The organism is Escherichia fergusonii ATCC 35469 (assembly GCF_000026225.1).
Classification (GTDB): domain Bacteria; phylum Pseudomonadota; class Gammaproteobacteria; order Enterobacterales; family Enterobacteriaceae; genus Escherichia; species Escherichia fergusonii.
Genome location: NC_011740.1, coordinates 2,455,545 through 2,475,720, shown reverse-complemented (window position 1 = coordinate 2,475,720; position 20,176 = coordinate 2,455,545). Strand labels below are relative to the sequence as shown.

At 50.8% G+C, this 20,176-nt stretch carries 19 protein-coding genes; 10 read left to right on the top strand and 9 right to left on the bottom strand.

Going from position 1 to position 20,176, the window contains the following annotated elements; genetic code table 11:
- Nucleotides 1-8 precede the first annotated feature (8 nt).
- Genes kdpB through kdpF form a run of 3 tightly spaced genes read right to left on the bottom strand, consistent with a single transcriptional unit; the run spans nt 9 to nt 3,842 of the window.
- Nucleotides 9-2,057, bottom strand: a complete 2,049-nt coding sequence (kdpB, locus tag EFER_RS12160; RefSeq protein WP_000087975.1) for a potassium-transporting ATPase subunit KdpB — start codon at nt 2,055-2,057, stop codon at nt 9-11.
- A 22-nt stretch (nt 2,058-2,079) separates the two neighbouring features.
- Nucleotides 2,080-3,753, bottom strand: a complete 1,674-nt coding sequence (gene kdpA / locus EFER_RS12155) for a potassium-transporting ATPase subunit KdpA (RefSeq protein ID WP_000741170.1) — start codon at nt 3,751-3,753, stop codon at nt 2,080-2,082.
- Nucleotides 3,753-3,842, bottom strand: a complete 90-nt coding sequence (kdpF, locus tag EFER_RS12150; protein ID WP_001365534.1) for a K(+)-transporting ATPase subunit F — start codon at nt 3,840-3,842, stop codon at nt 3,753-3,755. The genes kdpA and kdpF overlap by 1 nt, the downstream gene beginning before the upstream one ends.
- A gap of 312 nt (nt 3,843-4,154) precedes the next feature.
- On the opposite strand from kdpF, the gene EFER_RS12145 reads away from it, so the two are divergent.
- The 3 genes from EFER_RS12145 to phrB all read left to right on the top strand — a co-directional run bounded on the left by EFER_RS12145 (nt 4,155) and on the right by phrB (nt 6,387).
- On the top strand, nt 4,155-4,361 hold the full coding sequence (locus tag EFER_RS12145) for a YbfA family protein (RefSeq protein ID WP_000424924.1): 207 nt from the start codon (nt 4,155-4,157) through the stop codon (nt 4,359-4,361).
- Between the two features lie 101 nt (nt 4,362-4,462).
- Nucleotides 4,463-4,972 carry a YbgA family protein gene (locus EFER_RS12140; protein WP_001075788.1) on the top strand — a complete coding sequence of 170 codons (510 nt, stop codon included), beginning with the start codon at nt 4,463-4,465 and terminating at the stop codon, nt 4,970-4,972.
- Entirely contained in the window at nt 4,969-6,387 is a 1,419-nt protein-coding gene (gene phrB / locus EFER_RS12135) for a deoxyribodipyrimidine photo-lyase (RefSeq protein ID WP_000207119.1), read from the top strand. Before EFER_RS12140 ends, phrB begins: the two co-directional genes overlap by 4 nt.
- A 42-nt stretch (nt 6,388-6,429) precedes the next feature.
- Here phrB and dtpD read toward each other — a convergent pair whose 3' ends face one another.
- Nucleotides 6,430-7,911 (bottom strand): dipeptide permease DtpD, encoded by a 1,482-nt coding sequence (dtpD, locus tag EFER_RS12130; RefSeq protein ID WP_001041117.1) that lies wholly within the window; start codon nt 7,909-7,911, stop codon nt 6,430-6,432.
- Nucleotides 7,912-8,179: 268 nt separating this feature from the next.
- Between dtpD and ybgI the strand changes: the two genes are divergently transcribed.
- The 7 genes from ybgI to pcp all read left to right on the top strand — a co-directional run bounded on the left by ybgI (nt 8,180) and on the right by pcp (nt 13,695).
- Complete coding sequence (gene ybgI / locus EFER_RS12125; RefSeq protein ID WP_000798861.1) at nt 8,180-8,923, top strand: radiation resistance protein YbgI; 744 nt, start codon at nt 8,180-8,182, stop codon at nt 8,921-8,923.
- A 22-nt stretch (nt 8,924-8,945) separates the two neighbouring features.
- Complete coding sequence (pxpB, locus tag EFER_RS12120) at nt 8,946-9,602, top strand: 5-oxoprolinase subunit PxpB (RefSeq protein WP_001188384.1); 657 nt, start codon at nt 8,946-8,948, stop codon at nt 9,600-9,602.
- A complete protein-coding gene (pxpC, locus tag EFER_RS12115; RefSeq protein ID WP_000912705.1) occupies nt 9,596-10,528 on the top strand; it encodes a 5-oxoprolinase subunit PxpC in 933 nt (310 codons plus the stop codon). The genes pxpB and pxpC overlap by 7 nt, the downstream gene beginning before the upstream one ends.
- Nucleotides 10,518-11,252, top strand: coding sequence for a 5-oxoprolinase subunit PxpA (gene pxpA, locus EFER_RS12110; protein ID WP_000687155.1), 735 nt, complete (start codon nt 10,518-10,520; stop codon nt 11,250-11,252). Before pxpC ends, pxpA begins: the two co-directional genes overlap by 11 nt.
- Before the next feature lie 68 nt (nt 11,253-11,320).
- On the top strand, nt 11,321-12,049 hold the full coding sequence (locus EFER_RS12105; protein WP_024256499.1) for a DUF969 domain-containing protein: 729 nt from the start codon (nt 11,321-11,323) through the stop codon (nt 12,047-12,049).
- A complete protein-coding gene (locus EFER_RS12100) occupies nt 12,046-13,041 on the top strand; it encodes a DUF979 domain-containing protein (protein WP_001011088.1) in 996 nt (331 codons plus the stop codon). Before EFER_RS12105 ends, EFER_RS12100 begins: the two co-directional genes overlap by 4 nt.
- A gap of 9 nt (nt 13,042-13,050) precedes the next feature.
- A complete protein-coding gene (pcp, locus tag EFER_RS12095) occupies nt 13,051-13,695 on the top strand; it encodes a pyroglutamyl-peptidase I (protein WP_000859694.1) in 645 nt (214 codons plus the stop codon).
- 57 nt (nt 13,696-13,752) lie between these two features.
- Here the strand turns inward: pcp and EFER_RS12090 are convergent, their stop codons facing one another.
- The 5 genes from EFER_RS12090 to EFER_RS12070 form a co-directional block, all read right to left on the bottom strand.
- Nucleotides 13,753-14,799, bottom strand: coding sequence for an AbrB family transcriptional regulator (locus EFER_RS12090; RefSeq protein ID WP_001144723.1), 1,047 nt, complete (start codon nt 14,797-14,799; stop codon nt 13,753-13,755).
- 148 nt (nt 14,800-14,947) lie between these two features.
- Nucleotides 14,948-16,009 (bottom strand): fimbrial protein, encoded by a 1,062-nt coding sequence (locus tag EFER_RS12085; protein ID WP_000050582.1) that lies wholly within the window; start codon nt 16,007-16,009, stop codon nt 14,948-14,950.
- A complete protein-coding gene (locus tag EFER_RS12080) occupies nt 16,006-16,737 on the bottom strand; it encodes a fimbrial biogenesis chaperone (protein ID WP_000150834.1) in 732 nt (243 codons plus the stop codon). The genes EFER_RS12085 and EFER_RS12080 overlap by 4 nt, the downstream gene beginning before the upstream one ends.
- Before the next feature lie 14 nt (nt 16,738-16,751).
- Nucleotides 16,752-19,211 carry a fimbria/pilus outer membrane usher protein gene (locus EFER_RS12075; protein ID WP_065757563.1) on the bottom strand — a complete coding sequence of 820 codons (2,460 nt, stop codon included), beginning with the start codon at nt 19,209-19,211 and terminating at the stop codon, nt 16,752-16,754.
- 49 nt (nt 19,212-19,260) lie between these two features.
- On the bottom strand, nt 19,261-19,824 hold the full coding sequence (locus tag EFER_RS12070; protein WP_000472380.1) for a fimbrial protein: 564 nt from the start codon (nt 19,822-19,824) through the stop codon (nt 19,261-19,263).
- Between the last annotated feature and the right edge of the window lie 352 nt (nt 19,825-20,176).

Genomic DNA, 20,176 nt, shown 5'->3' with positions numbered 1-20,176 from the left:
GGTAAACCTCACACCAGACCGCAAACGGTCAGCAGTAAATCAATGACTTTGATACCAATAAACGGCACCAGCAGCCCACCCAGACCGTAAATCCATAAGTTACGGCGCAACATGGCAGAAGCGGTAAGCGGTTTATAACTCACGCCTTTTAACGCCAGGGGAATCAAAAAGACGATAATCAAGGCGTTGAAAATCACCGCACTGAGGATGGCGGAGTCGGGTGAATGCAGGCGCATGATGTTCAGCGCATTTAACTGCGGATATGTTGCCGCGAACGCCGCCGGAATAATGGCGAAGTATTTCGCCACATCGTTGGCGATGCTGAAGGTAGTGAGCGAGCCACGGGTCATCAGCATCTGTTTGCCAATATGCACCACCTCGATCAACTTGGTCGGGTTAGAGTCGAGATCCACCATATTGCCCGCTTCTTTCGCCGCCTGAGTGCCGGAGTTCATCGCCACCGCGACATCGGCCTGCGCCAGCGCCGGAGCATCGTTGGTGCCGTCGCCGGTCATCGCCACCAAACGGCCTTCCGCCTGATACTGACGGATCAATGCCAGCTTGGCCTCCGGTGTCGCTTCAGCGAGAAAATCATCGACGCCCGCTTCCGCGGCAATGGCGGCGGCAGTCAGACGGTTATCGCCAGTAATCATCACCGTTTTTATGCCCATTTGGCGCAGCTGGGCGAAGCGCTCTTTAATGCCGCCTTTGACGATATCTTTCAGCGCAATAACGCCCAGCACGCGGGAACCTTCCACCACTACCAGAGGCGTGGCCCCCTGACGCGCAACCTGATCGACTTTTTGATCGACATCGGCAGGGAAGTGACCACCGTTAGCTTCAATATGGCGGCGAATGGCATCGACAGAACCTTTACGGATCATACGGTTGTCGATATTGATCCCGCTCATTCGACTTTGCGCAGTAAACGGTACAAAAGTGGCGTGAAGCGACTGCACATCGCGCTCGCGCAGGTTAAAACGCTGCTTGGCGAGGATCACAATACTGCGGCCTTCCGGCGTTTCGTCGGCCAGCGAAGCCAGTTGTGCTGCGTCGGCCAGCGTTTTTTCCTCTACGCCCTGCGCAGGGATAAACTCTGATGCCTGACGGTTACCGAGTGTGATGGTGCCGGTTTTATCCAGCAGCAGGACGTCCACGTCGCCCGCCGCTTCAACTGCACGCCCGCTGGTGGCAATCACATTCGTGCCCAGCATTCGACTCATCCCGGCGACGCCGATCGCTGACAACAGGCCACCGATGGTGGTTGGGATCAGACAGACCAGCAGCGCCACCAGTACCGTTACACTGACTGCATTACCGCCCCACGCGGAAAACGGCCACAGCGTGGCGGTTGCCAGTAAAAAGACGATAGTCAGGGCAATCAGCAGAATGGTCAGGGCAATCTCGTTCGGCGTTTTACGTCGCTGCGCGCCTTCCACCATCGCGATCATCCGATCCAGAAATGTCTCACCGGGGTTAACGCTGCACTCAATCACCAGCCAGTCAGAAAGAATACGCGTGCCGCCAGTGACGGAGGCAAAATCGCCGCCGGATTCACGGATAACCGGTGCCGATTCCCCGGTGATGGCGCTTTCATCGACCGATGCCCCCCCTTCAATAACTTCACCATCGCAGGGGATAATATCGCCCGCTTCTACCAGCACGATATCGCCTTTACGCAGTTGATCGGCAGGTACTTTGTCCGCCGCAGCGCCATATTTCGGCTCACGCAGCTTGCGGGCAAAGGCAGTTTTTTTCACTCCTTTCAAACTATTAGCCTGCGCTTTACTGCGGCCTTCAGCCAGCGCCTCGGCGAAATTAGCGAACAGTACGGTGACCCACAGCCAGCCGCTAATTGCCGCGCTAAACAGCGCATTGCCAGGCATCGCACCGCTTGCCATCGCGATGCTAATACAGGTGGTCAGCAAACTGCCGATCCAGACGATAAACATCACCGGATTGCGCCATTGCGCCTGCGGGTTTAATTTTTTCACCGCTTCTTTCAGCGCCTGAACGACAAGTGTTGGTTCGAATAGCGCCAGTTGTTTACGACTCATATTCAGTGCTCACTCAATATCATCAGGAGAGGTATTCCGCCACCGGACCAAGCGCCAGGGCAGGGATAAAGGTCAGTGCGCCAACCAGCAACACGGTGCCGATTAACAGGCCAACAAACAGCGGGCCGTGCGTTGGTAGAGTGCCGGAGCTGGCGGGCTGGCTCTTTTTACTCACCAGCGAACCGGCAATCGCCATCACCGGGATAATCACCCCGAAGCGACCGACAAACATGCAGAACGCCAGTAAACAGTTCCAGAACGGAGAGTTGGCGCTTAAGCCGGCAAAGGCGCTGCCGTTGTTGTTAGCGGCGGACGACACGGCATACAGCACTTCGCTAAAACCGTGCGGGCCAGGGTTGAGCATGGCGCTACGTCCGGCGTCGGTCATCATCGCCAGTGCTGCGCCCATCAGTACCAGCGTTGGGGTGACCAGAATCGCCAGTGCGGTCAGTTTCATCTCGCGTACGTCGATTTTTTTACCCAGATATTCCGGCGTACGACCAATCATCAGTCCGGCAATAAACACCGCCAGCAGAACGAACAGCATCATGCCGTAAAGACCAGAACCGACGCCGCCGAATACCACCTCACCAATTTGCATCAACCACATCGGTACCATGCCACCGAGAGCGGTAAACGAATCATGCATCGCAATCACCGCACCGCAGGAAGCTGCCGTGGTCACGACTGCAAACAGGCTACTGACCAGCACACCGAAACGGCTCTCTTTACCTTCCATATTGATGCTGCTGTCCGCGCCGAGCGCCAGCAGATGCGGATTACCCTGAACTTCTGCCCACATCACCACGCCTACGCAGATGACAAAAATCACCGACATCGCCCACAGCAACATGCGCCCCTGACGGCGCTCGCCCGCCACTTCGCCAAAGGCAAAGCACAGTGCCGTTGGGATCACGAAGATCGCCAGCATTTGTACGAAGTTGGTCAGTGCGGTCGGGTTTTCAAACGGATGCGATGAGTTGGCATTAAAGAAACCGCCGCCATTAGTGCCGAGCATCTTGATCGCTTCCTGAGAAGCTACAGGCCCCATGGGTAACAGCTGTTGCGCCCCTTCAACAGTCGTAACCGACTGATAGGGAAGAAAGTTTTGCAACGCACCTTGTTGAATAAAAAACAGCGCGATCAACAACGCCACCGGGGCTAACACCCATAACGTGATGCGTAGCAGATCGACCCAGGCATTGCCGAGTGTGCTCATGCTCTGGCGGGTAAACGCGCGGATGAGGGCAAAAATCACCGCAATCCCGCTGGCGGCAGAAAGAAAGTTTTGTACCGTTAAGCCCGCCATCTGGCTGAAATAGCTCAATGTGGTTTCACCGCTGTAAGATTGCCAGTTGGTATTAGTGACAAAGCTGACGGCGGTATTCAGCGCCAGATCCCACGACAGCCCCGGTAACTGCTGCGGGTTAAGCGGTAGATAGTGCTGACCGAGCAACATAAAAAACAGCACCGCCAGCCCCAGCATGTTCAGGCCGAGAATGGCAGAGAGATACTGCTTCCAGTTCATCTCAAGGCCAGAGACGCCGAGTACACGAAAGAGTACGCGCTCAACGCCCGTCGTACCAGGAAGAGGAATATCATTAATCAGCCGCGCCAGCCCACTGCCCAAAGGGCGCGCCAGCACCATTAACACCAGTAAAAACGTGACAATCAGTAAGAACCCTTGCGCAGCCATCAGAACGCCTCCGCATTGATCAGGGCATAAACCAGATAACCCAGTAATAAAAACACCAGCAACACGCCGGCTATCACGCCTGCACTCACAGTGCACCTCCAGTGGCCTAAAAGTGATACCGGAAGGGTAGAATTCTGGCTGCAAAGATTTCGCAAAAATCCGCGGGCGGGGTGTAAAAAAAGTATAAAAATGGCAAAAGCCATGATTTAACTAATGTTTAGTATTAATTTAACTTTCATGTAACTTAATTACACGATGAATGTAAATAAACCATCAATAAGCAAAAATAAGTGGTCGGATGAGTGGTAAAATTACACAAAAGGCGGTACTATTTTCATCAGATAAACGAATTCATTTTTCCGGTGCCATTCACCGGGTAGATACAAAAGGGGGAGAAAAGTATGGAACTCTACAGAGAATATCCTGCATGGCTTATCTTTTTACGCCGTACTTATGCGGTTGCAGCGGGCGTTCTGGCGCTGCCTTTCATGCTTTTCTGGAAAGACCGCGCCCGCTTTTACAGCTATCTGCATCGCGTCTGGTCGAAAACCAGCGATAAACCGGTGTGGATGGATCAGGCCGAAAAGGCAACCGGTGATTTTTACTGATTGCTAAACATGATGTTCAAAGAAAACCGCTAACGGAGACGCTGGCGGTTTTTTTGTTTTCGCCGTCTACACTTACTCCTGTAAACCGCCCAGGAGTAGTAATGAATCAACAACTTTTTGATGACAGCACCCTTATCCGCATTTTTGCTTTGCATGAGTTACACCGTCTTAAAGAGCGAGGCTTAACGCGCGCGGCGCTTCTCGATTATCACAGCCGCTATAAACTCGTCTTTCTGGCTCATTCCCAGCCGGAATACCGCAAACTTGGCCCGTTTGTGGCTGATATTCACCAGTGGCAAAATCTGGATGACTATTACAACCAGTACCGCCAACGCGTCATTGTTTTGCTTTCTCACCCTGCCAACACGCGCGATCACACCAACGTTTTGATGCACGTTCAGGGATATTTTCGCCCACATATTGATTCCACAGATCGCCAGCAGCTGGCGGCGCTTATCGACAGTTATCGCCGTGGCGAGCAACCGCTTCTTGCGCCGCTGATGCGTATCAAACACTATATGGCGCTTTATCCTGAAGCCTGGCTTTCAGGGCAGCGTTATTTCGAACTTTGGCCGCGTGTGATTAACTTGCGCCATTCAGGAGTTTTATGACTACCCATCTGGTCTGGTTTCGCCAGGATTTACGTCTGCACGACAATCTCGCGCTTGCTGCCGCCTGCCGCAATTCGTCTGCACGCGTGCTGGCGCTGAATATCGCAACACCACGTCAGTGGGCAGCGCATAACATGTCGCCGCGTCAGGCTGAACTTATCAATGCTCAACTGAATGGGCTACGAATAGCGCTGGCGGAAAAAGGTATTCCTTTATTATTCCGTGAAGTGGATGACTTTGTCGCCAGCGTCGAAATAGTTAAACAGGTGTGCGCGGAAAACCGCGTTACTCATCTTTTTTATAACTATCAGTATGAGGTGAATGAGCGGGCGCGGGATGTGGAAGTTGAAAGAGCGCTGCGTAACGTGGTGTGTGAAGGATTTGATGACAGCGTGATCCTGCCGCCGGGGGCGGTGATGACTGGCAATCATGAGATGTACAAAGTCTTTACGCCTTTTAAGAATGCCTGGCTGAAACGGCTGCGGGAAGGGATGCCGGAGTGCGTCGCTGCACCAAAAGTTCGTAGTAGCGGATCGATAGAGACCGCGCCATCCATTACGCTGAATTATCCTCGTCAGTCTTTCGATACTGCGCATTTCCCGGTGGAAGAAAAAGCGGCGATTGCGCAATTACGCCAGTTTTGCCAGAACGGTGCCGGAGAGTATGAGCAACAACGAGATTTTCCGGCAGTGGAAGGCACCAGTCGTTTGTCCGCCAGCCTGGCAACGGGTAGGTTATCGCCTCGCCAGTGTCTGCATCGCCTGTTGGCGGAACAGCCGCAGGCGCTGGATGGCGGGGCTGGTAGCGTCTGGCTTAATGAGTTGATCTGGCGCGAGTTCTACCGTCATCTGATGACGTATTACCCCTCGTTGTGTAAACATCGACCGTTTATTGCCTGGACCGACCGCGTGCAATGGCAAAGCAATCCCGCCCATTTAAAGGCCTGGCAGGAAGGCAAAACGGGATACCCAATTGTTGATGCCGCCATGCGTCAGCTTAATAGCAGTGGCTGGATGCATAACCGGCTACGGATGATTACTGCCAGTTTTCTGGTGAAAGATTTGCTGATCGACTGGCGGGAAGGCGAGCGATATTTCATGTCGCAACTGATTGATGGTGATTTGGCAGCCAATAACGGTGGCTGGCAATGGGCGGCTTCCACTGGAACTGATGCTGCACCGTATTTCCGTATTTTCAACCCGACAACTCAGGGCGAGAAATTTGACCACGAAGGTGAGTTTATCCGCCAGTGGTTACCAGAGTTGCGTGATGTACCAGGGAAAGCGGTGCATGAACCGTGGAAGTGGGCGCAGAAAGCAGGTGTGACGCTGGATTATCCGCAACCGATAGTCGATCACAAAGAGGCAAGGCTGCGAACGCTGGCAGCGTATGAAGAAGCGAAGAAAGGAGCCTGATAAAACGCAGCGAGCGTCTTATCAGGCATCGGTGCTGGCCTGTTAAGACTCCAGCGCCAGCGTGCGGTTTCTGAACTTAAGCGCCTGATACAGCCAAATCATCAGTACCAGTCCTACACACGCCAGTGCACCCCAGGTGATTTGATCAAACACTTCAATATATGCATTGATGGAGTAGTTGATCGCCCCGGAGGCATCAAACGAAGATTGCGATGTCTGATCGGCAATCACGCCAGCCAGATAGTTCGCAATCGCGCCAGAAAGCAGCATGTAAATGCCGGTTAATACGCCGGTCACGCCCGGAATTTCAATGCGCGTAATTTGCGACATGGCAACCGGGTCGATAAACAGTTCGGCAAAGCCCATCACCGCCAGACCTAACACCATCAGTGGCAGAGAAGAGTGACCATACATTGCAGACCAGCGGGCGCTTAAGGTCAGAATGCAGAATCCGGCGCTCATCAGGCCAAGACCAAGAGCAAATTTTCCCCAGATGCGCACGGTACGATTACCCGCGACGCTCTCTTTGACCACCCATGCCAGGAACACACCGCACAGCATGACCGCGAAGGCATTAATCGACTGGAACATAGCGGTCGGAACGGTATAACCAAACATATCGCGGTTAACGAAGCGGTCGATATAAAGGCTAATCGAGCTACCGCCCTGTTGTGCGAAGGCCCAGAACAACATACTGAAGAAGGTGAGCGTCACAATCAGTCCCAGCTCTTTACGCTGTTTCTGGTTTTCTGCTTTGCGATAAATTTTTGCCAGAACGCCAAGGCCAATGATAGTCGCGACAATCAAGGCGTATACCGACCACTCTTTCCAGAACAACACGGTAATCAGCGCAGGCGTTGCCACCAGCAGAACCAGCAGCCATCCCCAGTTCGGCAGCAGAAAGTTTCTGGCGCACAGCACCGTTTTGTTAACGCCACGGGTATGAGCAAAATGACGATTGCCACATAAGAAGATAACCAGACCCGCGATCATGCCAACCGCCGCCAGACCAAAGCCCATCGCCCAACTGTACTCTTCCTGGGCATAACCACAGGCGATGGGCGCGATAATAGATCCCACGTTGCCTGCCGCATACATCAGCGAGAAACCGCCATCACGACGTGGATCGGTTGGCTCATACAGCTCGCCAAGCAGACAGCTTACGTTAGATTTAAACAGGCCATAGCCGCAGACGATAATCGCCAGCGAAAGATAAAGGAATGTGGGGTGGATTTCGCTTGCCCCCAGCACGACATGACCGATGGCCATCAGCAAAGCGCCCAGCATTACCGCCATTCGGTTACCAAGCACTTTATCAGCCAGGTAGCCACCCAGAATCGGCGTAACATACACCAGCGAGCAGTAAGCACTGAACAACGCGTAGGCGTGATTGTCGTCATATTTCAACTGGTTAGTAAGATAAAGAATGAGCAGAGCGCGCATGCCATAGAAGCTAAAATATTCCCAAATTTGCAACGCGACGACGTAGTAAATCGCCCGTGGCTGTGATGCTTGTTTATTCATGTTATGTCCTGGGAGTGAATGCCACACAGCCAGCATAATATGCTGCGTGCGTGTGTTTCCTTAAAGTTATCGCTTTGATACAGATTTGATTGTTTGTGCAATATGCTGTCTGAGTGCATAAATATACACTAACCTGCTCAAGGTTAAAGATACAATTTACGTTGTGATAAGGTGGGTTTGTTTCTGAATATGTCAAAAGATTGGCTATCGACGAACTGCCGTGAGAACGCTATTTTAACTGAATGTAAAAACAATGTAGGGCGCGATGATGAAAAACACCGAACTGGAACAATTAATTAACGAAAAGCTGAACAGCGCGGCGATCAGTGACTACGCGCCAAATGGCTTGCAGGTTGAAGGCAAAGAGACGGTGCAAAAAATCGTTACCGGTGTTACCGCCAGCCAGGCACTGCTTGATGAAGCGGTACGCCTGGAGGCCGACGCGGTCATCGTGCATCACGGTTATTTCTGGAAAGGTGAATCTCCGGTGATTCGCGGCATGAAACGCCGTCGTTTAAAAACCTTGCTGGCTAACGATATCAACCTGTATGGCTGGCATCTGCCGCTGGATTCCCATCCTGAACTGGGCAATAACGCACAACTGGCAGCATTACTTGGCATCACCGTCATGGGCGAGATTGAGCCACTGCTGCTATGGGGAGAACTGACTATGCCTGTTCCGGGGCTGGAGCTGGCTTCATGGATAGAAGCACGACTCGGGCGTAAGCCTCTGTGGTGCGGCGATACCGGGCCAGAGAGGGTGCAGCGCGTAGCCTGGTGCACCGGAGGCGGACAAAGCTTTATCGACAGCGCCGCCCGTTTTGGTGTTGACGCATTTATTACCGGAGAAGTCTCCGAACAAACGATTCACTCTGCCCGCGAGCAGGAGCTGCATTTCTATGCCGCAGGGCACCATGCCACCGAACGTGGTGGTATTCGCGCTTTGAGTGAGTGGCTGAACGAAAATACTGATCTGGATGTGACCTTTATTGATATTCCAAATCCTGCATAACTAACTATTAGAGGGAACGAAAGTGCAACGAGCGCGTTGTTATCTGTTAGGTGAAACGGCGGTAGTGCTGGAACTGGAGCCGCCAGTCACGCTGGCCAGCCAGAAACGTATCTGGCGACTGGCGCAGCGTCTGGTGGATATGCCGAATGTCGTGGAATCGATACCGGGTATGAACAATATCACGGTAATTTTAAAGGAACCGCAATCGCTGGCTCTGGATGCGATTGAGCGTTTACAACGCTGGTGGGAAGAGAGCGACGCACTGGAGCCTGACTCGCGCTTTATCGAAATCCCGGTAGTTTATGGTGGAGCAGGTGGCCCCGATCTGTCTGTTGTCGCAAGTCACTGTGGATTAAGTGAAAAGCAGGTGGTAGAGCTGCACTCGTCAGTGGAGTATGTGGTCTGGTTCCTCGGATTCCAGCCAGGATTCCCTTATCTGGGTAACTTACCGGAACAACTGCATACCCCTCGTCGCGCAGAACCACGCCTGAGTGTTCCGGCAGGTTCTGTGGGAATTGGTGGGCCACAGACGGGGATCTACCCAATTCCAACACCTGGCGGCTGGCAGTTAATTGGTCATACATCGTTGAAATTGTTTGATCCCACACGGGATGAGCCCATCTTGTTGCGCCCAGGAGATAGCGTGCGCTTTGTACCGCAGAAGGAGGGAGTATGCTGAAAATCATTCGCGCGGGAATGTACACCACTGTTCAGGATGGCGGTCGTCATGGTTTTCGTCAGTCTGGGATCAGTCACTGTGGCGCACTGGATTTGCCTGCATTACGTATAGCGAATCTGTTGGTAGGTAATGCTGCCGATGCGCCAGCACTGGAAATCACCCTCGGGCAGTTAACGGTTGAATTTGAAAGTGACGGCTGGTTTGCCCTGACGGGAGCTGGTTGTGAGGCGCGGCTGGATGACAATGCTGTCTGGACAGGCTGGCGCTTACCCGTGAAGGCCGGTCAGCGTTTAACACTTAAGCGCCCATTGCATGGGATGCGCAGCTATCTGGCTGTCGCGGGAGGCATTGATGTTCCTGCGGTAATGGGATCATGCAGTACTGATCTGAAAGTGGGGATTGGTGGTCTCGAAGGGCGGTTACTGAAAGATGGCGACAGACTTCCCATTGGCAAAGCAACGCGTGCGTTTATGGAAGCACAAGGGGTAAAACAGCTACTGTGGGGCAACCGTATTCGCGCCTTGCCGGGGCCGGAATATCATGAGTTTGATCGCGCTTCACAAGAGGCATTCTGGCGTTCACCGTGGCAGTTGAGCCCGCAAAGTAACCGCATGGGATATCGCCTTCAGGGGCAAGTGTTAAAACGCACGACTCAGCGTGAAATGCTTTCTCATGGTCTGCTACCTGGTGTGATACAGGTGCCGCATAACGGTCAGCCAATCGTATTGATGAACGATGCCCAAACTACCGGTGGATATCCGCGAATTGCCTGCATTATCGAGGCTGACATGTACCATCTGGCGCAAATCCCGCTTGGACAGCCAATCCACTTTGTGCAGTGCTCGTTGGAGGAGGCGCTAAAAGCGCGTCACGATCAGCAGCGCTACTTCGAACAATTAGCATGGCGGTTACACAATGAAAATTGATCTTAACGCAGACCTGGGTGAAGGCTGCGCCAGTGATGCAGAGCTTCTTACGCTGGTGTCATCTGCCAATATTGCCTGTGGATTTCACGCCGGAGATGCGCAAACCATGCAGGCAAGCGTGCGTGAAGCAGTGAAAAACGGTGTGGCTATCGGCGCGCATCCGGGTTTTCCTGATCGGGAAAATTTTGGCCGCACCGCGATGCAGCTGCCGCCGGAAACGGTTTATGCCCAGACGCTATACCAGATAGGAGCGCTGGCAGCGATTACTCATGCTGAAGGGGGAGTGATGCGCCACGTCAAACCTCATGGCATGTTGTACAACCAGGCAGCGAAAGAACCGCAACTGGCGGATGCCATTGCAAAAGCAGTCCACGCCTGTGATCCGGCACTTATTCTTGTCGGGCTGGCTGGAAGCGAACTGATCCGCGCCGGGAAACACTACGGTCTGACAACACGCCAGGAAGTATTTGCCGACCGGGGATATCAGGCAGATGGTTCGCTGGTACCACGCAGTCAACCAGGTGCTTTAATTGAAGATGAAGAGCAATCGCTTGCGCAGACGCTGGAGATGGTGCAAAACGGGAGGGTAAAAAGCATTACTGGTGAGTGGACTCCTGTCGAGGCACAAACGGTTTGTTTACATGGTGACGGGGAGCACGCTCTCGCTTTTGCCCGTCGCCTTCGCGCTGCGTTCCTGGAGCGTGGAATCGCAGTACAAGCATAAATAAAAAAATGCTGCGTCATAAGGCGCAGCAAAATCACAACAACACACGTTACAAACAGGATGAGTTTATGGGAGAGGCTATATCTCTATGGCCACTGACGGGTATTGCCGTCATTGTGGTCGGATTTCTTTTACGTTTTAACCCGGTGCTGGTGGTGATTGTCGCCGGGATCGTGACTGGGCTGGCAGCGCAGATGCCGATCGCCACGATCCTCGAAAAGCTGGGTGAAGGGTTTCTTAATACTCGCAATCTGCCGTTTATTCTGCTGCTGCCACTGGCAGTTATCGGTCTGCTGGAGCGTCACGGGCTTAAAGAGCGCGCTCAGGCGTGGATTGCCAAAATTCGTAGCGCCACATCAGGACGCCTGCTGATTGTTTATCTTTTCATTCGCGAATGCACTGCGGCACTGGGATTAACCAGTCTTGGCGGGCAGCCGCAAATGGTGCGTCCGTTGCTGGCCCCGATGGCAGAAGGCGCCGCGGAGAAAAAGTATGGACCGTTGCCCGGAGCAGTGCGTTATCGTCTGCGGGCGATGTCGGCAGCGACTGATAACGTCGGGCTGTTTTTTGGCGAAGATATTTTCGTTGCCTTTGGTGCGATCATCTTCATGCATAACTTTATGCTGGAGTCTGGCGGTATTCAGACTGAACCATTGCATATTGCCCTGTGGGGGATCCCTACAGCGATTTGCGCTTTTCTGATCCACGGCGCGCGGTTGTGGCGTTTGGATCATTATCTGCATCGTGAATTAAGTAAAGCCAATGGCACCACGGTAGAGAAAGGAGAAGTGCAATGAATTTTCAGCAAAGCTGGCTTTACTGGCTGGCAGGGATCGTCCTGCTGATAGTGGCGGTGATGTCCTGGCAGGATAAAGCGAACCCGCGCCGTGTGACCACCGGGCTGTTCTGGGGCATTTACGGCCTGTTGTTTTTGCTTGGCGACTGGACGTACTCATTGGTTGGCGATAAACGCACGGTCAATATTGCGGTCGGGGTGGCAGTTGTACTCATGGCGCTAATTGCTGGTTTTGGTGGCGTTAAGTTGGGGCGTTATCACCAGCGTACTCCACAGCAGCGCGAAGAGAGTGCCCAACGGTTGGGCAATCGGCTTTTTTATCCGGCACTGGCGATTCCGTTGGTCACGGTGATTGGCGTCCTGATGTTCAATCACATTCCCGGTTTGCAGGAAGCGCTATTTGGTCCTGGTAATCATTCGACACTGGTGACCCTGTTTTCCATGACGGTGGGTACGCTGATTGGCCTGGCGATGGGGATCAAAATGACCCATGAGCGGGTACATCAGCCAATTCAGGAAGCGCGTCGGCTTCTGGACTCCATTGGCTGGGCGTTTATCTTGCCGCAAATTCTCGCCACGTTGGGCTTGCTGTTTACGGCTGCGGGTGTTGGCAATGGTATTTCGTATCTCACTCAGGAATATCTGGCGGTAGATAGTCGATTTATTGCAGTAGCGGTTTATACCATTGGTATGGCATTGCTGACGATGGTGATGGGTAATGCTTTTGCCGCCTTCCCGATAGTGACTGCTGGGATCGGCATTCCTATTCTGGTGCTTCAACATGGTGGTAACCCGGCGGTAATGGCCGCTATCGGGATGTTCTCTGGTTATTGTGGTACGTTGATGACGCCGATGGCGGCGAATTTCAATATCGTACCTGCTGCTTTGCTGGAGCTGCCGGATAAAAACGCGGTGATCAAAGTCCAGGTGCCGACCGGCCTGATGCTATTGCTGGTCAATATTTTCCTGATGTATTTCCTGATGTTTTTATAAGGGGGCAGGATGAAAACCGTTTTAATCACCGGTTTTGAACCGTTTGGTGGTGAGCAAATTAATCCTTCATGGGAAGTAGTTTCGCAGCTCGATAATGCGATTCTTGGTGGCTGTCGGGTGGTGGCACGGCAATTACCGTGTGTGTTTGGTGAGTCGTTAGCGGTGCTGAATTCGGCAATTGATGCGCTTTCGCCATCGGTGGTGCTGGCAGTAGGACAGGCTGGTGGACGAACTGATATCACGGTTGAGCGCGTGGCAATTAACGTTGATGATGCGCGAATCCCGGATAACCGTGGCAACCAGCCGGTTGATGTACCGGTAATCCCTAATGGTCCGGCAGCCTGGTTTAGCACTTTACCCATAAAAGCAATGGTTTCAGCGATACGGGAGGCTGGCATTCCGGCTTCTGTATCCCAGACGGCGGGAACCTTTGTCTGCAATCATGTGATGTACGGGCTATTGCATAAATTAAGTAGCATGGCGGATGTTAAAGGGGGATTTATTCATATTCCCTACCTGCCTCAACAGGCAGCGGCACACCCAGGAGCGCCGAGCATGGCGGCAGATACCGTGCGAAGAGCGCTCGAAACCGCAATTATTACGGCGTTGTATGTCGATGCCGATATTATCGTGGCAGGTGGAGCGACACATTAATAACCTGGTGCATTGTGTTGACTATCACTCGCAGCCATACTGCGGCCGGGCATTGTCCTAAGTTGTTCGTTTCGGCGCATATGTTGAGATAAACCGCGCAATGGCTGGCCCCGTCAGTAAAATGCTAAACAACCGCAGGGTTTGCATCGCCATAATGAGCGCCATATCGGCGTTGCTCCCTGCGGCAATGACTGCCACTGTATCAAGTCCACCAGGGCTTGTGGCGAGATAGGCAGTCATAAAATCAATCTGCATAAAGTAAGTTAGCCCCCATGCCATCCCGGCACAAATTGCCAGCAAAGCAAAGATTGAGGCCAAAATTTGCGGCAGTGGGCGTAAGGCGCGCAGCAAAATTTGCTTATCGAATCCCAGACCAATACGCCAGCCAATACCCATATAAGCAAGCGCCAGCAGCCATTCCGGCATTTCAATAGTGATGATTTCACCAGACTGGAGGAATGCGCCTGTAAGCATCGGTAGCAACATGGTGCCGGAAGGGATGCGCAATTTAATGCCAATAAAACCTGTCACGCTCGCCAGAATCAGCGTACTGAGTAAATTCAGGCTAACCGGAGGGAACCATACCATTTGTTGGCTGGTCGTTTCGGCGCTGTCGCCCATTATAATCCGCGTTACCAGCACCGCTGCCCCGGCAACAAACAGCACCCGTAGATACTGCATAAATGCCACCAGGCGGATATCGGCACCATAATCCTGGGCCATCGCGACCATTGCTGCCGCTCCGCCGGGAGAAGATCCCCATGCACCTGTATTACCAGGAAGTGAGCTGTAGCGCACCAATAGCCAGCCAACTGCGGCGCTGGAAAACAGCGTAATCAGTAATATACCCAACACGACGGGCCAGTTTTGCGCAAGGGTGGTCAGTATGGACCCGGTAAGATTCTGCGCAATCATGCAACCAAGAATGGCTTGTGCGGCAAGGAAGGCGGAGCGGGGGAGTTGTAAGGTAGCACCTTTCATACTGATGATAATTCCGGCCACCATTGGGCCGAGCAATAATGCCGCAGGAAGATGCAAAGCCAGAAATAGCACGGAAAGAAGAATTGATAATAAAAATAATAAACTCCACTGCAAAACTGGCATCCCATGCTCTCCGCAACTGCCCCTGATATATCGATACAGCATAAAGAAAGCCAGATTAAGAAAAAATATCAGCAATCAAGAAAATTTGAAAAATAGCAAAATAGTTGAGAAGTCTGCCCCTCTGGGTGGAAAAGGGCAGTACAGGCGATCAGTTGTAGTTAATTTTAAACAGCACCACGGTGTCAAAGGGGCCGGGTTGAATAGGTGTTCCTGTAATAGAGGACAATTCTGCTGTATAAGTTTGCTTATAAATGAGCATATCGCTGGTGAAGTCGGCATATTCCGTATATTTGTTAAAGGCATAGGGCGAGGCGTTTTCATCCAGTAATCGCAGTCGTAAACCATTGCCGATCAACAGGGCTTTGTCTTCCTCCACCAGAGTTTCTTCGGTGTAAAATGAGGAACTCACTTTAAAGCCATCTGTACACTGGCTATTTTGTGATTTCGTCGTCTGGATACTAAATGTTTTAGTCATATTATGGCGGCGAATATCAAGCACATTAAAGCGACCAAAATCAATCATCTGATTAGCCGGTTCAATCGAAAAATTGACACTGCAATCCAGAACGCGGATATTTTCCAGACCTTGAATATGATATTTCAGGTTTTTTGCGCCGGGATCTTCGTTAATGCCACCTTTGCCGTCAAATTGCACCACAATATAATCGCTGAGCGGGCTTTGATAGTCATGAGGAGGCATTTCGCGGATTTTGACATACAAACGCATTCGGGCAATAAAAGTTCGTTTTTTGTGTATATTTTCAGGATCACCGGAACAGAGTTTACTCTGCCATCCCATGGCAATAATTTGTTCTGGTGTGTAGATGTCAATATTTTTGCTATCGATACATTGTGTCGTGTCGATACTGCTTTTTCCCTGACTGGCATCGTAATCAACACCGTTATAAGTGACACCTAATTGGTAGTAACGATCCTGCACTCCTGGATAGGGGTTTACCCAGGCGTAAACATGTTCGCTTTCAAAGTTACCATTGGTATTGTTGTCGCAATAAACAGGAATTTTGATATCGTCAGACTCCCAGATTTTATCTCCTGGTCTGGCATTTGAAGGTACAGCGAAAGGAAGTATTCCCTCTGATTTTTCAACCGGGCCGCCAGCATTACCAAAATAACAGTCCAGTGCCAGCGCAGCTTTAAGGGGTATAAAAAGCAGGCTAAAGATAAGCAATACGCTTTTGCAGAGACTCATTTATTCTCCTCGACAGGCTGTAAACGGCACTCGCCCTGGCATTTTAGGGTATTCATGCGCAATGCACCGTAATCGTCCATATAACCGAGGTAAAACTGATTACCTGTATAATTCCCCGTAGCCGTTGAAGCAGTACTAAAAGGGGCAATCATCATACTTTTAAACCCCGGAAGCACGCCCTTCACATCCCGCCCCAGATAGGCGATTGTCAGATAATAAGGGGTCGGATTTTTCATTATCAGTTGGTTATTCTGCTGATTAACCTGTAGCTGTTGTTCGACGTGATCGCCGGTTTTCTTACGTAATGCAGCAGGTCGCCAGAACAATTTAATTCTGCTCTGGACGGCAACTTGTAAAACGGCATGATCATTGTTTTTATCGGGGGCGGGAGGGATTTCTCGTAAATTGTAATAAAACAGCGTTTCCCGATCAGCAGGAAGTTGCGTGGTTGAGGCTTGTTTAACGATACGCACCTGGGAAGTTGCTTTGGGCTCCAGACGCTGAATGGGGGGCAAGGCTACCAGCAGGTCATCGCTTTTCTCGCCCTTTTCGTTTTCTATCCATGAGTAGGCCAGATAAGGGAGTTTATCGCTGCGGTTTTCCACTCGCAAACTGGTTGCTTTGTTGTTGGCATCAAACACAATGCGCGTGCGATCTGGTTGGAGAGCAGCATGACTGTACAGACTGGTTGTTAATAGAATAAGGAACATGCCTTTGCATATTGTCATTGTCTTTTCCTTAATTAATGACACGGGAGAATCAGACGCTTTGAGGTATCTTCCATGCGTTCAGGAAGGTGAATAGTGCAACTCCGGTTATCTCCCCAGAGGACAGTAAACTGTTGATTTTCATCCACGCCGCTAAGCCATGCGTGCCCATCTTCGCTCACCATTCCCACGCTAACACCCCGTGTAGTTTGTTGGATATCCGCACCCAGCGGGGGGAACTGTCCACTGGCCTGGCGAATAATGACACTGAGATCTTTGCCGGAACGAGAGGCCATAGATTTAAAGCCAATCGCTCCTTCAATCCACGTTTCTTTAACTACATTTTCAGAAACGGTAACGCCTTCAGGTAAGTTGTTCATATTTATGGCAACTGTTGAAGGCTGGTAGCTGGCGACAAATGGCACCACTGCAATACCAAAGTGGTTGGTGTAATCGAGATTGCCCTGAACGGGGATATTCGCGACACCATCGGTACTGACCATTAAACGCGGTTCGTTAGTGGAGCTGCGGCGATGAAATGCTGCGCCATATTGCGTGGCGGTAAAAGAACCACTCCAACTGGAACTGGCGGAAGTGTAATCATTAGTAGCGTATGTTCCGGTGAGATCCCATTCGCCGACAGAACTGAGATGCTGGTAATTGCCACTGACCTGCGCACCATTATCGGGGCGATCTGATTGCAGCCCGGCGGACATTCCCCAACTATTGTGTTCATCCAGTGTGTCGTTCCATGACATGCGGTGTGTGGTGGTGTTGCTGCTGTTTTGCAAGTCATAGCCGAGTCGGCCACCTTCACCAACAGGTAGCGAGATCGAGAAGTAAATCTGGTTGTCGCGTTTTTTGTCTTCGTAATGGGTGGTGTTAAATGAAGTCGAGACCGAAATATCTTTCCAGTCACCGATATCCACATTAAACCCGGCGGTTATATTTGCAGTTGTAGTGGTATCGGCATTCCACCATCTCTGACGCAGCAGGTTGACGTTAAGGTTAAGATTTAGTGGCGTGATCGGTTGGCTTGCAGAAATACTAATGGTCTGCTTTTCGTCGTGGGTATCGGCATCATTATATTTATGATCAATATAATTGGCGTAACTATGAAATTGGCGATCAGAAAAGCGGTAAGCCGCTAAAGAGAGCAAACTGTCGGTGGCATCTATTCGTTTGCTGTGGTTAACACGATAACTGTAGCCTTGCTCATCTTCTTGCTGATTAAACTGACTTTTGGCCCAGGTCACGTCGAACGAGAGCGCCCCCAGCCAGAGCATATTTTGCCCGATACCCAGCGCCCCGGAGTGATAATCATCCCCGGAGAGGAGCATACCACCATAGAGTGAAGTATTGGAAAGAACTCCCCAGGACGCTTCGCTACTGAGAAAGGTTTCATTTTCAGTATGGTGTGACATTGAAGCGCGTGGGCGCCCGGCTGCCAGTTTATAGCGCACTTGCCCTTGACGTGTCAGGAAGGGGGTAGAGGCAGCGGAAATCTGAAAACTGTTAACCCGGCCATCTTCTTCGGTCACTTTGACATCCAGAGTGCCTTGTACTGATTGATTGAGGTCGTCAACAATAAACGGGCCTGGTGGCACTTTCTTCTGATATATCACCCGACCATTATGACTGATGGTGACAGTGGCATTGGTTTGGGCGATGCCACTGATTTGTGGAGCGTACCCCCGTAACTCCCACGGCAACATCCGATCATCACTGGTCAACGCCGCGCCTGTGTAAGAGAAACCTTCGAAAATATTAGAGCTAAGATCCGTTTCGCCGAGAGTTAAGCGTGCGCCTGGTTGCGGTAAGGGGCGAAACAGATATGTTCGCGAAATGATAGCCGATTCGTCGCGGTGGTCACCGCTGTCAGACTGGTTTAGTTGGTAATCACTACGCAGTCGCCACGCTCCAGCGTTGAGTCCGGCAGTGCCGTAGGCATTTAAATTGGTATTATTGCTCCCCTCTTGTGGACGATACGTGCTGGCAAACAGGTTGTAATCCAGTAATACACCAGGTACACCCGCATTCCATGTTGAAGGCGGAGTCCAGTTTTCTGAGTGCCAGGCAAGCCAGGCCTGTGGAATTGTAATATTAAGCTGTTGATTGCTTTGATCGAATACGAAAACAATCTCAGGCCTGGATTTAAAATCGACACAATTATTAACTATCGGTAATGACTGGCGGACTTCATCTTTCAGGCCAAATTTATCCATCAGAGAACTATCTATACACGCCTTGATTTGGTCTCCTGCTTTCTGCCAGCGAATTTTTTGCCCACTGCTGATTTGATTATTATTTATGACGATACTGACAAAATATTCACCGGGAGCAATAGCATTTTTTTCTTTGAGTAACGATAAATCGATACTGTCGCGCATTGATTTATCAAGAACGTTAAGATTGAACTCCACTGCCAGAGCGGAAGGTATTACCGCCGCCAGACAGAAAATAATAGAGAGTCGGTAAATATTCACGGTGTCCATACCTGATAAATATTTTAAATAAGGCGGCAGGAGGCCGCCTCGGTTGAACTTACTTATATTCCAGTACGTAGGTTGCATTCGCCGTGACTGCCCCCGGCGTTACTGGTGTCGCTTGATCAAGTTGTTCCATCCAGGCGAAGAAGTTCAGCGTCTGCTCAGTTGAGGCTGGGATCAGTTCAATATCAGGGGTCGCAGTACCTAACGTGATATTGCTCTGATTTTTATTCATTAAGCGAACACCGACACCCGTTGCTTCTCCGGTACTGGTATTACTGAGGATTGGGTCCGCATTGGTCGTTTTCGCTGAACTATCAAAGGTAACGGAGACTTTGGAGATTTTGCCGCCAGAACCATTATTAGAATTTTCCAGATCACAATGGATTAAATGAATATCAACGGCAATCGCATCACTGTGGTGTGCCTGATTAATATGGTTGGTAGAAACTTGACCGAGTTCAACTTGTTTATCAATGTCGTTCTGACTAATTTCACATGGTGCTTCAATGACTTCCCCTTTGAAATGAATTTCACCGGAACCTTCATCAGCAGCATAAGCAGTAGAGGCAAGCAATAAAGTTATTGCCGTGGCGATCAATGTTTTTCCTTTAAACATAACAGAGTCCTTTTAGTGGATTGAGAAATCGCGACTGTTCGTATAATAAATGGAATTCAAGCTAAAGTATTTCGACTTATACTTAATTGATTATTAAGTTATATTTATTTTGCGATAACACATTGAATTTATTGTGAATTGGTGATGTTGTGGTGATTTTAATATGAGAAAGTAAAGATTAAGATATTTCTAAGTGTAATAATGTTGTAGAGAATTAATAAATATATATTCTAAATAATTCGAGTATGTGCACTGTTGTTGCGGATTATTCGGCACATCCATGGGGCTCAGCACTTATCGGGCTTCACTTTTTTGCTGCTTTTCGAATACTCGAAGTTTTGCACAACAGAGG